Raw genomic sequence first — 16,312 nt, 5'->3', positions numbered from 1 at the left:
ATCGGTTGCTAAAGTACATCACTGTAGATGGGGCTGTGCATAACGTTTAACAATGGCGGTGCTAAAACATATAGCACCGTCTTTTTTATGCTTATTAACTGCGTTTGTTATGTACCAACTTGTACAGTGATGGCAGCAGTAATAGCGTTAATATTGTTGCTGAGATAATACCGCCGATAACCACTGTTGCTAGTGGGCGCTGAACTTCAGCGCCTGCACCCGTGTTTAGCGCCATGGGAATAAAGCCTAAACTGGCGACTAACGCGGTCATTAGCACTGGCCTTAAACGCATTATTGCACCCTGTGTAATAGCTTGCTGTAATTGCATGCCTTGCTCTCGTAGTTGTTTAATTACAGTGAGCATAACCACACCATTAAGTACCGCTATACCTGATAGTGCAATAAAACCAACCGCAGCAGAAATAGACAACGGCATATCGCGTAGCATTAACGCGGCCAAGCCTCCAGTTAACGCCAGTGGTACGCCGCTAAAGACAATAACACTGTCTCGCACACTGCCAAGCGCGCTTAACAGTAAGCCAAAAATAAGCAGCAGTGTTATTGGTACTAACCAAGCTAGCCTTGTGGATGCTGATTGCAACTGCTCAAAGGTGCCAGCGTAATCTAACCAATAACCAGACGGTAATATTAGTTGAGAATCCATAACTTGGCGGGTTTCTGCGATAAAGCTACCAAGGTCACGGCCGGCTATGTTGGCGCTAACAACAATATTACGCTTGCCACTTTCTCGGTTGATCTGATTAGCGGCGTTAATTTCATTAAACTGGCTAATTTCACCCAGCGGTACGTAAGATAACTCAGCATCGGTATAAGGCAGAGCTACCGGTAAACGCTTTAGCTGCTGCGGATCTTCACGAATATCGTCAGCTAAACGCAATACAAGGGCAAAGGCTTTATCACCTTCGTAAATTTGCCCCAATTGACGCCCACCAATGGCCGTTTGTATCGTGTTTTGTAACGTCGCTACGTCTATTCCTAGTAACGCGAGATGTTCACTGTCTGGTTCAATCGACAACATAGGTAAACCCGTAGTTTGTTCCATCCGCACATCTTTAGCGCCGGCAATATTACTAAGTAATAGGCTAGCGGCTTCTGCGGCCTTGGTCAGTTCGGCTAAATCATCGCCATAAATGCGTACCGCCAGATCGGCTCTAACACCGGCTATTAGTTCGTTAAAGCGCATTTGTATTGGCTGAGTAAATTCATAGTTATTGCCCGGTATAGCTTCTACTATCTGGCGCAGTTGTTCTATAAATTCGGCTTTAGTTAAGCTAGGATCTGGCCATGCAGAGTGAGGTTTAAGCATTACATAGGTATCGGCGACATTCGGCGGCATTGGGTCGTTAGCAACCTCTGCAGTACCCATTTTTGAGAACACTCGTTCAACCTGCGCTAAGGTGCCAATTTCACGCTCTAGTAGCAACTGCATTTGTAATGACTGTGACAAACTGGCGCCAGGAATACGTAACGCATGCAGGGCGATATCACCTTCATCAAGTTGTGGCATAAACTCAGTGCCAAGCTTATTGCCTTGCCAAAATACCACTGCAACCAAGATAAAAGCCGAGGTTAGCGCTAACAATGGCTGGTGCATACTGATGCCCAGTAAGCGTGAGTAACCTTGCTTTAATATACGCATTAAGGCCGAGTCTTGTTCCGTTACTTTACCACGAATAAAAATAGCAATAGCTGCCGGTACAAAGCTAATGGCCAATAACACCGCTCCTGCCAACGCGACGATAATAGTAAAAGCCATAGGGTGGAACATTTTGCCCTCAACCCCGCGTAGAGCAAAAATGGGTAAGAACACCAGCATAATAATAAGCACACCAAATACGGCTGGGGTGAATACTTCTTTCGTTGCTTGATAAACCTCCGCTAAGCGCTCTTCTAATGTAAGTAGGCGGCCATGCCGATGTTGGGCCAACCCTAAGCGTCGCAAGCAGTTTTCAGTAACAATAACTGCACCATCAACAATTAAGCCAAAGTCGATAGCACCTAAGCTCATTAAGTTACCACTGACTTTATTCAACGCCATACCGCTGATGGCAAACAGCATACTCAGTGGGATCACCAGTGCGGTGATTAGTGCGGCGCGAATATTACCCAAAAAGATAAACAACACTACGATAACCAGTATTGCGCCTTCAAATAGGTTTTTTTGAACGGTAGCAATGGCTTTATCTACCAGTGTAGTGCGGTTATATACGGCAGTAGCGGTTACGCCATCAGGTAGACGCAGGTTTATCTCATCTAGCTTTGCTGCCACCGCACTAGATACGGTTCTACTGTTTTCACCCAGCAACATAAATACTGTACCAAGCACGGTTTCTTCACCGTTAATACTCGCGGCGCCGCTGCGTAATTCTTTACCATATATTACGTCAGCCACATCATGCAGCCTTACCAGCGCGTCACCGCGTTTGGCGATAACCAGCTGGCTAATATCGTTCAGGTTTTTAAGTTGCCCGGGCGAGCGCACTAGCCACTGTTCGCCACGCTGTTCAATATAGCCTGCACCAACATTACTGTTGTTCCGTTGCACTGCCGCAGCAATATCATCCAGCGTTAGTTTAAACGCTAATAACCGAGCAGGATCAGGGGCTATCTGATATTGACGCTGATAACCACCAATAGCATCAACCTCTGTTACCCCCTTAACCTTGAGCAGTTGTGGTTTAATCAACCAGTCTTGCATGGTGCGTAAATCTTCAGGGGTGTAAGCTTTACCTTCAGCTGTGCGCGCATCAGCGTTGGCGGTTACGGAGTAGATAAAAATTTCACCTAAGCCACTGGTGATCGGACCAAGGCTAGCTTGACTATCGGCAGGTAGATTGTCGCGTACACTTTGTAAACGTTCGGCTACTTGCTGACGCGCCCAATAAATATTGGTGTCTTCATCAAAAACAACGGTTACCTGCGACATGCCATAGCGTGATAATGAGCGGCTATACTGCAACTTGGGTAAGCCGGCCATGGCATTTTCAATAATAACGCTAAGTCGTTGCTCGGTTTCCAGCGGTGAATAGCCCGCTGCTGAAGTGTTAATTTGTACCTGCACGTTAGTAATATCAGGTACTGCATCCATTGGTAGCTGCTGTGCCTGCCACAAACCGGCCATCGCCATTAGTAGCGTAAGCAACAACACTAAATAACGCCGCTGTAATGCTTGCTTTAGTATTAGGTCAATCATAGCGCGCTCCTAATGTTCGTGACTTGCGCCAGATTTAAGTACGTCAGCTTTAAGAATAAAGCTGTTTTTGCTGGCATATTCACTGCCAACCTCTAATCCAGTTAGTACTTCAATATAGTTATCGTCTTCACGGCCAAGTGTCAGCTTGTGCACTTCAAACTTATCGCCATGGCGGACAAATACTACGGGTTCATTGTCGATCTGTTGTAATGCAGTTTTTCTAACTGCAATCGGCACCATAATTTCTGCAGTTTGAATGTCAGCTTTAATATGCATACCTGGGCGCCAGTAACCATCTTGGTTGTCAATAATTGCGCGAATACGGGTAATATGGCTATTGCTCATTTGCGGCGAAATATAACTGATGTGGGTGTCAGCTTGTTTGGCCTGGTGCAGGCTAAAAACATTGACGGGCAGGTTTGGTTTTATCCGCGCAGTATCAGATGGAAAGGCCGACATCTCTACATATACTTTGTTGTAGTTAGCAATCTCAAGCAGTGCTTCATCTCGCACCAGCTCACCATTATTGATATAACGCTGAGTAATAATTCCTGCTAGCGGTGCACGTAGTTGATAGCTTTTTAAGCTACTAATATTAGTTAGGTTAACCAATACCTGACCTTTGCTGACGTTATCGCCTTGTTTTACCATAACGTTATCAACCGTTGCGGTATAAGGAGCTTTAACTGTTGCTTGCTGTTCAGGAATGGCGGTAATGATGCCAAACAGATGCGTCTTTTGCTGCAAGGTAACTTCTGTTGCGGTTTCTGTACTGATTTGGTTTAGCGCTAGCATGCGCTGGCTGATATTAAGTGGTTGTTCGTCACTATGCTCATCATGATGGTCGTCGTGTGCATCATCACTGGCCTGTGCCGATATATTAAGTAGGCTGGCGCTAAATACGATTAGCAGTAGCAGACGGTGCAACGTCGATTGCATTTTCAGTCGTTTTTTTGTTAGTAGTGGCATAATTAATTCTCTATTTTGGCAAATGGTACTGGGCCTGATAACACCAGCGGCTGTCCGGTTAGGCGTTCTAGCTCTAGTACTATTAGGTGAAAGTGACGTTGACTTTCAACTAACTCTAAGTTGGCTTGCAGCAGTTCTTCATCGGCGGCTAACACGCTAAGTAAATCAATTTGGCCTTGCTGATAGCCAGCCATGCTGGTTGCTAACAAATGTTTGGCCTGTGGCAAAAGCTGGTTAGTAATAGCGGTGGATACTGAGCGTAAGGTATTTAATTGCAGGACATAATGCGTTAGAAGCAAGTTAAGCTGGGTATGGTTAAGCTGCTGCTGTGAACTTGCAAGCTCTTGCTCAGCTTCTGCCGCTAGCTGGTTTGCTTTGCTGGCTGCAGCAGTATAAAGCGGTAGGCTAAACCCCAACACTAATGAGGTATCATTTTGTGCTTCATCACGGCGTATACCCGCTGATACAGTTATATTAGCTTTGCTGTTTGCTTCGGCTTGCTGTAGCAAACTTTGAGCTAAGCGTTGCTGCGTTAGATAGCGGCTAGTTAGTGGGCTACGTTGTAGTTCGGTTTGTAGCTCCGACAACGCAGGTAGCAAGGGTAGAACCGCCAGATCACCGGTTACCTCGCTAAAGTTGGGCTCTGCATTCCAGTTAGCTGCCAACTGATAGCGCTGTTGTTCTAGTTGTTGGTTAATGTTTGCCAGTGCTATTTCACTGCGAAGTAATTTTAACTTAATGCGGCTGATATCCGCTTCGTGCAAGTTGCTGGCTTTGCCGCGCTCTAACGCCGTATTAAGCAAATCGGTTTCGCGAGTAATTTTCTGCTCAGTCAGCACTCTTTGCTGTTGCAGGTTCAGGAGTTGAATATATTGCTTGGTGGTATCGGCTAACACATCTAAACGAGTTAGTTCGTAATTATTTTGCTGTAACTTATTTCGCCAGCCGGCCACATCTAGCCTGCGTTCGCGTTTACTGCCTAACTCAATTTGTTGGCTTAAGCTTAAGGTAAATTCAGCACCAGCTAAGCCACGATTATCACCACGACCCAGAATGTTTTCAATAGCAATATCGAGTTGCGGCGTTGGACTATTGCCAGCATTCAGCAAGCTAGCTTCAGCAATCCGTAGCTGATATGAATAGGCCTGTAACGCTGGGTTGTGTTGCAAGGTTTGCTGTAATGCTTGCGTTAAAGATAGCGGCTCAGCACTTGCACTTAGACAATAGCAAATAGCAGCCAGCAGTGCTGGCAAAGAATATCTCATACACATAGGTATGCTCCTGTAAGTTCATATTAGGGTAAAAAGCGAACAGGATTAAACGTTAGGAGGCGGTACTGGTGGGCTGTAACTTATGGTTTGGCAGCTAAGGTTAGCGCAGCTGATGGCTGAATTATTAAAATTAAGTAATTCTACGCCATTAAAAAAGGCAATATGGCAGCTGACATGGGCATGCGCGCTGTGTTGGTCTGCATCGTCTTTGCTGCTGTGATCGTTGTTATGTACCTGATTGAGGTGGGTATCGGTTAAGCTGGCATAGGCATGGGCATGATCAGGCATATGTATAATCATAGCATCGCACGCCACAACCGCATGGTTAAGCATAATGATCAGTAATATAACTAAGCCAATGGTTTTGCGCAGCATCTCAGCCTCAAATAAGCTTGCTATAGTAACGTGCAGCTACAACATCAACAAGCATAAAGTGACTTACCATTAGCGGTATTTCTTTTGCGCTTTGCGCTTACGTTCTGCTTCACGCTGCGCTTTATCAATGGCTTTGCTTGCTTCAGCCGCTTTAGCGTCAATTTGTTCTTGGCTAACCATTTCTGGTGTTTCGAGGGTAATAGCGCCAAGGTTGCCGGCACGTAATTCGGTGATCAGTATGCTGCCAACTTTTTCTAAATCGACAATACCGCCTTTACGCATGGCGCCACGTTTAATGCCTATAGCGTCCATTAAGGCCAGATCATTCTCTGGCAACTCGGTTAAACCAAAACGCTGCATCACGGCTTGCGGATAGGTAGCTAATAGATATTCTGCGGCAAACATGCCGATATCGGCATAATCAAATACGGTATCTTTAATCGCGCCCGTTACCGCTAAGCGATAACCACAAGTCGGCGGGCTAAGTTTGGGCCATAAAAAGCCTGGCGTATCGGTTAAGGTAACGTTGTTATCTAGCTTAATCCGTTGCTGTGTTTTTGTAACTCCGGCTTCGTTACCGGTTTTGGCGATAATACGCCCAGCTAAGGTATTAATTAATGTAGATTTACCCACGTTAGGTATACCCATGATCATGGCTCGAGCACCACGAATTTCAAGGTTTCGCTCGGGCAGCATGTCATTACATAGTTGTAGTAGGGCGCGAATATGCTCAGGGTTTTGCTGGCTAATAGGAATGGCTTTAACCCCTGACTGGCTATCAAAATGCTCGACCCAGCGCTGGGTTAATATGGGGTCGGCTAAATCAGCTTTATTCAATACTTTAATGCAGGGCGTGTTGCGACGAAGCTGCGGGACTAATGGGTTTTCACTGGAAAAGGGGATACGCGCATCTAACATTTCGATAATGATATCGACTTGCGGCATGACTTCGGCAATTTCTTTGCGGGCTTTGTGCATATGGCCCGGAAACCAGTTAATAGACATTAGTTAGTACCTTAAAATAGCGAATAACAAACAACTAAAGAGGTGCATATGCCCTCCACACTGTCAGAGTGGGCGCTATAATAACTTAAAAATGACTAAAGGTATGTTAATGCAGTACAAACGAGTAAAAACTTAATGCAAATAAAGGGGCTAATAACGCGGAGTAGTATGCGGCGTTAGGTAAACTAATAATACCAAGATTACGAAAAAACAGCAGTAACTGATAAATACCAATCAGAGGAGGCAAGACAGTTAACCATACACTGCCGGCAATAGATGGAAATAGCCAAGCTAACATTGGATTACATACACTAGCTAAGACTAATAATGCCAATAATGTTAAGTATTGCTGAGGAGAAAATTCCAGCTTTGGAGCTAAAGTCTGCATGATACTCTGCACTTAAACAAAACGGATAAGCTAATGATAAGAAAACATAGCATTATTTACCCGTATTGTTTTGTATAAAAGTGTAATCCTGTAACAGGCTTTACGTTTAGGGCTTATTTTACAACAAAAGTGCTACAAAGGTCACGAGATAATATTATGGCTGTGCCGTTAGCTCTTCGGTTGCTATTGCTGGCTCATAACGACGTATTTGCAACACAATACCGAGATAAGGATGATCAAGATAATGTATTTCACCACTGATTACTCTGCGGCTTTGTCTTACGTTTACAGTTTGTAAGCTGGCTTTAGCAGGTATGCGTAAATTAAACTCGGTATTTACAAACAAATAGTGGTCTAAATGCAGTTTAAATAGACCATCAAGTTGCCATACTTGATCTGGCAGATTACGGACGGCTAAGCTATCGCTGCTACTCGTTTGTTCTAACGCTGAGGCGGGACGCTCAGGTAACTGATTATTAGCGTTAAGTTGTTGTAACAATTGCTCAATGTTAGCGATAAGCTCGCTTGACGATTGAGCGCTGCTATTAAGGCGTAGTTGTTCTGCTTGATTCGTGTCATTAAGCAGAGCGGTATCGTTGCTACTTTGTGCCGTCGTTTTTGGCTGGCCCCAATAATCAAATTGTTGGCTAAAGTTTTTGCCGGCAAACCAGCGACTTGCTATAGCGCGTCGCTCTGTTACCGGAGCTTGGCGCCAACTGGTATGCAATAATAGGTTAACACCCGCTTGGCGTTTAATTTTAATAGCAAGGTCAGTTAGTTGCAGCGACGACTGCTCAGCCAAATAAGGCTGAGTTTGCTGCTCGCCATTTCCGGTAATAAGTGGGCCGATATGCGCAGGATAGGGCAGTTTACTGTTTATATAGCGTGATTCAAATACACTGTTTTGCTGCCAACTTGGTAACTGCGGTTCGAACAGACAAAGCTGTTTTGGTAGGTTTAGGTTAAAGCGATATTCTGTTGCTAACGTCGGCGCAGCATTACACAAAGGTAATGCTTCCAATAGACCTGTTAAGTCGGTTTGGTAGCGTGGTGTTAGTAAATCATAAGCGCGCCCAGGCTTTATTGGTGTGACGGTATCGCTAAAGGTTTCTTGTAATTCAGCCGCCGGTGTCTGGCTAAATACCAGCAACTCTATTTCAAACCAGCGCTGCTCTTGCGCACTTAATGCAGTGCTAAACAAAGCTGCGCATATTAAACCCAGACTTACCGCTTTACTCATTTTTGTACCCTATGTTTGGCAAAATCCGACAGCATATTGGCAATTAAGCTTAGGCGTTCAGCACCATCATTTGCGACGATATTAAAACGTAGCTTTTGTCCACCCTCAAGTTTAAATACCCTTGACTGCTTTTGAATTAATTCAATGATGTAAGCTGGCGACACGGCTGTTTTCTCACCAAATTCTACCACACCGCCTTTGCTGCTGGCCTCGATACGACGAATGCCCAGTGTTTGTGCTTGTAATTTAAATTCGGAAATAGCGACTAAGTTTTTTGCCGCATCGGGTAGTAAACCAAAACGGTCTATTAACTCTACTTGTACTTCGTCTAGCTCGTCAATATTACGTGCTGATGCCAGCTTTTTATAGCAAGATAGCCGCAAGTTAACATCGGGTATATAGCTTTCTGGCAACAGTGCGGGTATGCGTAATTCTATTTCTGTTTGTTGGCTGAGCATAGCATCTAAACTGGGTTCTCGGCCGTTTTTCAATGCATTTACCGCTTGCTCTAACATATCCATATACAGGCTAAAACCGACTGATTCTATTTGGCCACTTTGCTCATCACCTAATAGTTCACCGGCACCGCGAATTTCTAAATCGTGGGTAGCTAGGGCAAAACCTGCACCTAAATCCTCTAAGCTGGCAATGGCATCTAGCCGTTTTTCGGCATGTTTGGTAAGACGTTTTGGCGGAGGTGTTAACAAATAGGCATAAGCTTGATGATGCGAGCGGCCAACACGGCCACGTAACTGATGTAGTTGTGCTAAACCAAAATTATCGGCGCGATTAATAATAATAGTGTTAGCAGTAGGGACATCTATGCCCGTTTCAATGATGGTAGAACACAGCAGCAAATTAAAACGCTGATGATAAAAATCAGCCATAATTTGTTCAAGGTCACGCTCGCGCATTTGGCCATGGGCAATACCAATAATGGCTTCAGGTAGTAATTCAGCTAAGTCACTGGCCATTTTTTCAATACTGGCAACATCGTTATGTAAAAAATAGACCTGACCGCCGCGTAATATCTCGCGCATTACCGATTCTCGGATCAAGCCATTTTCATATTCACGAACAAAGGTTTTTACCGCTAAACGCCGTGCTGGTGGCGTGGCAATAATAGAGAGGTCACGCATGCCCGACATGGACATATTTAGCGTACGCGGTATTGGCGTAGCGGTGAGGGTTAAGATGTCGATATTCGCGCGTAGGGCTTTAATCTTTTCTTTTTGCCGAACGCCAAAACGGTGTTCTTCATCGACAATAAGTAAACCTAAATCATGCAGTTTAATGTCATCCTGCAACAGCTTATGCGTGCCAATTAAAATATCCACTTTACCGTTTGCCACATCTTCTAAAATGGCTTTTTGCTCTTTACTGCTGACAAAACGAGACAGCACTTCTACTCGCACTGGCCAGTTCGCAAAGCGGTCTTTAAAGTTTTCAAAGTGTTGTTGCGCCAAAAGTGTGGTCGGCACTAGTATTGCAACCTGCTTGCCATCATTGACCGCAACAAAAGCTGCGCGCATGGCAACTTCAGTTTTACCAAAGCCAACGTCACCACACACTAAGCGATCCATGGGTTGTGGCGTTTGCATATCGCGTAACACCGCATCAATGGCATCTTGTTGATCAGGGGTTTCTTCGTACGGAAAGCTATCGGCAAATATTACATATTGGCTCTCGTCTAAGGCGAAGGCATAGCCTTTATGTGCGGCGCGTTGAGCATACACATCCAGTAACTCTGCCGCGACATCACGTACTTTTTCGGCAGCTTTGCGCCGTGATTTTTCCCAGGTATCGTTACCCAGTTTATGCAACGGTGCGTGTTCCGCATCGCTACCACTATAACGACTAAGTAAGTGTAGCGAGGTTACCGGCACGTAGAGCTTGCTTGAGCCGGCATATTCTATGGTAACAAACTCAGCGCTAATACCCGCAGCATCAAGTAATTGCAGCCCTTGGTAGCGGCCAATACCGTGCTGCAAATGGACAACCGGTTGGCCAATATTTAGCTCTGCAAGGTTACGAATAACCGTGTCGCTTGACACTTGTTGGCTACGTTTACGGCGCCGGCGTTGGCTAATTTTTTGACCAAATAGCTCGTTTTCACTAATTAGAGCAAATAGTTTTGGTTGCTCAATTAGCACGCCTTGCTCTAAGGCGCCAATAACAATACCTAAATCGTCTTTACTGGCACTAAACGCGGTTAGGTCGTCAAACTGCGCAATACGCATTCCAGCTTTGTGCAGCAACTGCAGCAAACTTTCGCGACGGCCCTCACTTTCAACAAAAAATAGGGCTCGGCCTTGCTGCTGTTTAAGCTGAATAATAAATTGTTGTAAGGCTTGTAGTGGATTTTTTAATTGATGATTGACACTAAGATCAGCCAGTGTTGTTACCAGAGCGTTACCTTGCCCCGCACGTTCTGGCAGCGCGGCTTGGCTTAAACGAATGCGGCTGTATGCTTTTAAGCTGCCAAATAACTGATCAACCGATAAGTAAAGCTCGTTGGGTAGCAAAATAGGCCGCAGTAAATCTATTGCTCTGTCGTCGTAGCGTCGTCTTAATTCGTGCCAAAACCGTTCCGCGCTGTGTTCGGTATCGCCTAATAATAGACAGCGGGTATCGACAGGTAAGTAATCAAATAAGGTTGCGGTTTTTTCAGTAAATAGCGGTAAATAATACTCAATACCTGCTGGCAATATGCCATGAGTAACTTGCTGATATAAAGATTCTTTTTCATTTCTTGCCGAAAAGCGTTCGCGATACGCCATGCGAAAACGTTCAATTGCCGCTTTGTCAGTGGGAAACTCATGCGCTGGCAGCAATTCAATATAATCAACTTGAGCTTGGCTACGTTGATTATCGGGGTCAAAGGTACGGATACCATCAACGTCGTTATCAAAAAAGTCTATTCGATAGGGTACGCTTGCACCCATTGGATAAAGATCAAGTATTGAACCGCGGGCTGAAAACTCGCCATGTTCCATGACCTGGTCAACGCTGCGATAACCAACAGCCGCTAATTGCAATTTTATTGCGGCTAAATCTGCTTGTTGGCCTTTTTTAATTAAAAAGCTGTTTTGCTCTAAATAATCGCGATGACAGATACGCAGCAACAGTGTGCTTACTGGCACAATAACTACGCCGCGCTTTAACCGTGATAATTGGTACAGTGTTTTTAAGCGCTGAGAAATAATATCTTGATGCGGTGAGAAAATATCGTAGGGCAGAGTTTCCCAATCAGGCAGCGTGAGGATTGGACACTCAACATTGTGAAAAAACACGCTGAGTTCTTGTTCTAAACGCAACGCGCTAGGTGTATCCGGCACTAATAACAGATAGGGTGCGGCTTGCTGCTGCAATAGTTGTGCAATAGCTAACGGCAAGGCAGCACCTTGTAAATTGCCCCAATGCAATTGGTCGGTATTATGCTTAATTTGTGGTAATACTGAGATCAGATCCATGAAAAACGACTAACCTTTAATGCGCCATAGCCAATACTAAGATGATGAATGTTGCTGACGTTGCTCGGCTTTCTGTTTTAATAGTTTTGATTGCTGATGCAAGCTAGCACGCACAATCAGTTCGCGATCTTCGTCTCTGATGCGTGTAAATACAACCTTTATTTGCCATTTTTCTGCTTGCTGCTCGCAGCTAAGCACCTGCGCATAACAAAAAACCGCACCGTCGTTATTATCAAGAAATAATTTTAACTCTAGTACGGTAAGCGGCGCCAACGGTGTGTTTGCTAAATAACTACAGCCACTAGCACCAAAGCTTTGCGTAATAAAGCGCTCGTTAGCATTGTCTTGTTGCTGCAATACATAATGAAGCAATAAATCAATTTTGCGTGCTTGTTGTTGTAAATAATTTGCCAGCTCTTCAGCCATTTCACCTAGCCGGTTTAATGAACGCAACGCTGAACCACTTAAGCTATTCACATTAGATGCGAGCAGAAATGGCGGTGGAATTGCCGCGTCTAATGCTGCAGTTGACGGTAGTGGGCCATTAATGGCTTTAGCGTTAATGTTAATACCATGCTCAACACTGAAATAATCCTGATAGGTATCAGCTAGCTGTTTTAATGTTAAGTCACTCATTGCGTTACCTTCGCAAGCTGCTTGTCATAACTGACAATAATCTCTATGATCGTCGCCACTTTACCATCTAACGTGGGCCTTGTCCTGAATATTAGGATGTCGTTACCTGTCAGTTTGTTCGTCGGATTTCGCTATAGCAAAAGCCGTTCGGGAAATGCCTTTATCTCCTTTATTACGCTATTTTCTGTGGCAGGGATCTTTCTGGGCGTTATGGCGCTAACTATTGTCAGTTCAGTAATGAACGGGTTTGAAGGCGAATTAAAAAAACGTATTTTGGGCGTGATCCCACATTTAGTTATTACCGCGCCACTCGAAACCGTTAATCATTGGCAGCCTGCGCTTGCGAAAAATCCACTGGTACAGCAAATTACCCCATTTTTGCAAGTTGAAGCCTTAGTGCAGTCACCACGACAGCTCACCGGTGTGTTGCTGCAAGGTGTAACTGTTGATGCTTTGCCACATTTTATGCAACAAGCCTTGATAGTCGGTGACTGGCAGCAGTTTTCTTTGCAGCGCTATAGCGTACTGCTCGGGCGAGGGCTAGCCGAGCAGCTTGAAGTATCAGTCGGTGACTCATTAAGGTTTATGTTACCACAAGCCGGTAGTTATACGCCGATGGGCTGGGTACCGCGGCAACGCTTGTTTAGCGTGGCAGGTATTTTAGAAACTGGCTCTGACGTTGATAAGCACCTTGCCGTAACAAATTTATCTGATTTAACCCGCTTAGCGGGTGTCAATAATACACAGTCGCAATGGCGCGTAACGTTAACCGAGCCTTTTTCAGCGCCGCAACTTGCGTTAAAGCTGGCCAGCGAACAACAGTTACAAGTTACCGATTGGCGCCAAAGCCAAGGCAAGTTATTTGCCGCAGTAGCAATGGAAAAGGCGATGATGTGGTTAATGTTATTATTAATTGTCGCTGTTGCTGCCTTTAATATTGTTTCTGCTTTGGTAATGATGGTCACTGATAAACAAGCTGAAATTGCCATTTTAAAAACCCTAGGTATGACTGACCGGCAATTATTTACCATATTTGCTGTGCAAGGGTTAATTAATGGCGTCATTGGCGCCGTTACCGGCGTGATAGTTGGTGTGCTGCTATGTTGGCAATTAAACCCATTATTAGCGCTATTAGGTATGCAGCTGGCGGCGGGAATTACCTTGCCTGTAGATATTCAGTTTGGTCAACTTTGTTTAATTTTACTCAGTGCAATAACCCTAACTCTGCTTGCCGTGTGGTATCCGGCGAAACGGGCGGTAAGTATTAATCCGGCGGATATATTACGAGATGAATAACGTATTAACGGCAGAAAAAATCTGTAAGAGTTATCGCGATGGTGAACAAGTAACTGACGTTTTACACGATGTTGATCTTTGTATTAACCGTGGCGACATGCTAGCTATTGTCGGGAGTTCAGGTTCAGGTAAAAGTACGTTATTGCATATTTTAGGCACCTTGGATAAACCTGACACTGGGCGTTTGAGCATTCTTGATCAAAACGTTGCGGCGTTAACGGCAAGCCAAAAAGCAAAGTTACGTAATGAGAAACTCGGGTTTATTTACCAGTTTCATCATTTGTTAATGGATTTTACCGCGTTAGAAAACGTAGCAATGCCACTGCTAATTCGTGGTTTACCGGCAGCAGACGCACAAAAACGTGCCGCGGTTATGCTAGAGCGGGTAGGCTTAAGCCATCGAGCTAGTCACCGGCCAGCTGAGTTAAGTGGTGGCGAGCGGCAACGTGTTGCTATTGCGCGAGCTTTGGTTGGCGAACCCGCATTGGTGCTTGCCGATGAGCCTACTGGTAATCTTGATCAGCACACTGCTGAGTCGGTTTATCAGTTACTGCGTAGTTTAAACCAAGAGCTAAAAACCAGTTTTATTGTTGTTACCCATGATCTGCAATTAGCGTCACGTTTAGACCGTCATGTACTAATGCGTGATGGTCGTTTGGAGACCCGCCATGGCTAGTTTGGCTTGGCAACTGGCAAAACGTTATCGTAATACCCGCCACAGCAGCGGGTTTATCCGGTTTATTTCTGCCAGCTCTACATCCGGTATTGCCTTGGGCGTAGCGATTCTTATTTTAGCACTATCGGTAATGAACGGCTTTGAACTGGCGTTAAAACAACGTTTGTTGTCGGTTATTCCGCATGTAGAACTAGATGCAGTACAACAGAAAATAGGCGATTGGCCACGTAAACAGCAGGTATTTGCTTCGGTTGCTGGGGTAGACGCGGTTGCGCCTTATATTAAAACCAACGGTATGTTGCGTTTTGGCAGCGCGGTAAAGGCCGCCGAAGTGCGAGGTATTGAACTGGCAGCTGAGAAAAAAATTAGCGATTTTTCGTCTTACGTTAGTGCCGGGCAATTAGATACTTTAGCAGAAACGGACATTGTACTTGGCCAAGGCATTGCTGATGCGTTGGGTGTTAGCGTAGGCGAGCAGGTACAACTTATGCTACCAAAGCTAACGGACGATGGTCGCTTAGCAAGCCACAGCAGCGCAAGTTTAACAGTAAGTGCTATTGTCGCTATTGGCGGGCAGTTAGATTACAGCCATGTTTGGTTAAACATGCATACCTTAGCAGAACTGTTAGCGTTTGAACCTAATACTATTCAGGGCTTTGCCGTTCGCGTTACCGATATTTTTCAGGCACCGCAATTAGCACGCGAGCTAGGCCGAGTGTCAGAAGACTACATGTACTCACTGGACTGGTTTCGTACTCAAGGCCACGTTTATCAAGATATTCAGATGGTGCGCAGCATTCTTTATTTAGTCCTGGCATTAGTGATTGCCGTAGCCTGTTTTAATATTGTCGCCACCTTAGTAATGGCAGTACGTGAGAAAGAGGGCGATATTGCTATTTTACTTACCATGGGCGTAGCGCCCAGCACTATTATTTTAACCTTTATGTGGTTAGGCTGGCTTAATGGTTTGGTCGGTAGCTTAATTGGTGTGGTTACGGGTGTGGCTTTGGCGTATTACATTGAACCGCTATTTGCGTTAGTTACAAAGTTGTTAGGACATTCGCTGCTCGATCCAAGCATTTACTTTATTAATTTTATTCCCTCTTTGCTGCAATGGCAGGATGTTGCTTTAACACTGGGTGTCGCGTTAGTCATGAGTTTATTAGCAACTCTCTACCCAGCTTGGCGGGCAAGTAAAGTGCAGCCCGCGTTTGTACTTGGCCAGCGTTAATCTGCTTGGGTTTTATTGCGCTTTAGTTTTTTTACTAACTGCGCTTTGCGTATCGAGATGCGCCATAACCAGTCAATAGTAAAGTAACCTATAATAGAAGAGCAAATTGCCATTAATAAACAACCGGTTAAAAACGGCTTACCTATTGAGCTAATACTGTGTTGTAACCAAGCCCAACTTGCCTCAAAGGCAAAGTGTTCAATTGGCGTTCGTAACACCACACAGCCAACCAAATAACTTAAATAAAATAATACCGGCATGGTTAGCGGGTTAGTTAACCACACTAAAGACACCGCCAGCGGCAAGTTAACGCGCATCGGAATAGCAACGGCGGCTGAGGCTACCATTTGAAATGGGATTGGGATCCAAGCAAAAAACAACCCAACGGCGACTGCACCGCGCGCCGAGCGGCGGTTTAAATGCCATAAGTTGCTATCATGTAATAAAGTGCCGAACATTCTCAACAACTTTTGTTGCTTGATTTTTTCTGGCGATGGTAAATATTTCTTAATAAAGTTCTTTGGCATACAACCTATTC

Annotated in this window: 13 protein-coding genes; 3 read left to right on the top strand and 10 right to left on the bottom strand. The window is 44.9% G+C overall.

The window, feature by feature from the left end; all coding sequences use genetic code 11:
• Positions 1-94 precede the first annotated feature (94 nt).
• From MN199_RS06770 to MN199_RS06730, 9 genes are all read right to left on the bottom strand, one after another.
• The gene (locus MN199_RS06770) at positions 95-3,214 is read right to left on the bottom strand and encodes an efflux RND transporter permease subunit (RefSeq protein WP_335738858.1); all 3,120 of its coding nucleotides are present in this window, start codon (positions 3,212-3,214) and stop codon (positions 95-97) included.
• Positions 3,215-3,223: 9 nt separating this feature from the next.
• On the bottom strand, positions 3,224-4,183 hold the full coding sequence (locus tag MN199_RS06765; protein ID WP_132583704.1) for an efflux RND transporter periplasmic adaptor subunit: 960 nt from the start codon (positions 4,181-4,183) through the stop codon (positions 3,224-3,226).
• A gap of 2 nt (positions 4,184-4,185) precedes the next feature.
• Positions 4,186-5,448, bottom strand: a complete 1,263-nt coding sequence (locus MN199_RS06760) for a TolC family protein (protein ID WP_335738857.1) — start codon at positions 5,446-5,448, stop codon at positions 4,186-4,188.
• A gap of 51 nt (positions 5,449-5,499) precedes the next feature.
• Positions 5,500-5,829, bottom strand: a complete 330-nt coding sequence (locus MN199_RS06755) for a cobalt transporter (RefSeq protein WP_335738856.1) — start codon at positions 5,827-5,829, stop codon at positions 5,500-5,502.
• A 69-nt stretch (positions 5,830-5,898) separates the two neighbouring features.
• On the bottom strand, positions 5,899-6,834 hold the full coding sequence (gene ylqF / locus MN199_RS06750) for a ribosome biogenesis GTPase YlqF (RefSeq protein WP_132583698.1): 936 nt from the start codon (positions 6,832-6,834) through the stop codon (positions 5,899-5,901).
• Positions 6,835-6,940: 106 nt separating this feature from the next.
• A complete protein-coding gene (locus MN199_RS06745; protein WP_132583696.1) occupies positions 6,941-7,222 on the bottom strand; it encodes a hypothetical protein in 282 nt (93 codons plus the stop codon).
• Between the two features lie 154 nt (positions 7,223-7,376).
• Positions 7,377-8,462 (bottom strand): CsiV family protein, encoded by a 1,086-nt coding sequence (locus MN199_RS06740; protein ID WP_335738855.1) that lies wholly within the window; start codon positions 8,460-8,462, stop codon positions 7,377-7,379.
• The gene (mfd, locus tag MN199_RS06735; protein ID WP_335738854.1) at positions 8,459-11,935 is read right to left on the bottom strand and encodes a transcription-repair coupling factor; all 3,477 of its coding nucleotides are present in this window, start codon (positions 11,933-11,935) and stop codon (positions 8,459-8,461) included. The genes MN199_RS06740 and mfd overlap by 4 nt, the downstream gene beginning before the upstream one ends.
• 36 nt (positions 11,936-11,971) lie before the next feature.
• Positions 11,972-12,571: a PilZ domain-containing protein gene (locus MN199_RS06730; protein WP_132583690.1), complete on the bottom strand. Its 600-nt coding sequence runs from the start codon at positions 12,569-12,571 to the stop codon at positions 11,972-11,974.
• Positions 12,572-12,667: 96 nt separating this feature from the next.
• Here MN199_RS06730 and MN199_RS06725 point away from each other — a divergent pair, with 96 nt between their 5' ends.
• Genes MN199_RS06725 through MN199_RS06715 form a run of 3 tightly spaced genes read left to right on the top strand, consistent with a single transcriptional unit; the run spans position 12,668 to position 15,774 of the window.
• Positions 12,668-13,867, top strand: a complete 1,200-nt coding sequence (locus MN199_RS06725; protein ID WP_335738853.1) for a lipoprotein-releasing ABC transporter permease subunit — start codon at positions 12,668-12,670, stop codon at positions 13,865-13,867.
• Positions 13,860-14,543 carry a lipoprotein-releasing ABC transporter ATP-binding protein LolD gene (lolD, locus tag MN199_RS06720; protein WP_335738852.1) on the top strand — a complete coding sequence of 228 codons (684 nt, stop codon included), beginning with the start codon at positions 13,860-13,862 and terminating at the stop codon, positions 14,541-14,543. Before MN199_RS06725 ends, lolD begins: the two co-directional genes overlap by 8 nt.
• Positions 14,536-15,774 (top strand): lipoprotein-releasing ABC transporter permease subunit, encoded by a 1,239-nt coding sequence (locus MN199_RS06715; RefSeq protein ID WP_335738851.1) that lies wholly within the window; start codon positions 14,536-14,538, stop codon positions 15,772-15,774. Before lolD ends, MN199_RS06715 begins: the two co-directional genes overlap by 8 nt.
• On the opposite strand, the gene MN199_RS06710 is transcribed toward MN199_RS06715, so the two are convergent.
• Positions 15,771-16,301: a DUF2062 domain-containing protein gene (locus tag MN199_RS06710; RefSeq protein ID WP_132583682.1), complete on the bottom strand. Its 531-nt coding sequence runs from the start codon at positions 16,299-16,301 to the stop codon at positions 15,771-15,773. The two genes, MN199_RS06715 and MN199_RS06710, sit on opposite strands and share 4 nt — an antisense overlap.
• Between the last annotated feature and the right edge of the window lie 11 nt (positions 16,302-16,312).

This window comes from Rheinheimera metallidurans, assembly GCF_036983985.1.
GTDB lineage: Bacteria > Pseudomonadota > Gammaproteobacteria > Enterobacterales > Alteromonadaceae > Alishewanella > Alishewanella metallidurans.
This window is presented reverse-complemented; position numbering and strand designations above follow the sequence as displayed.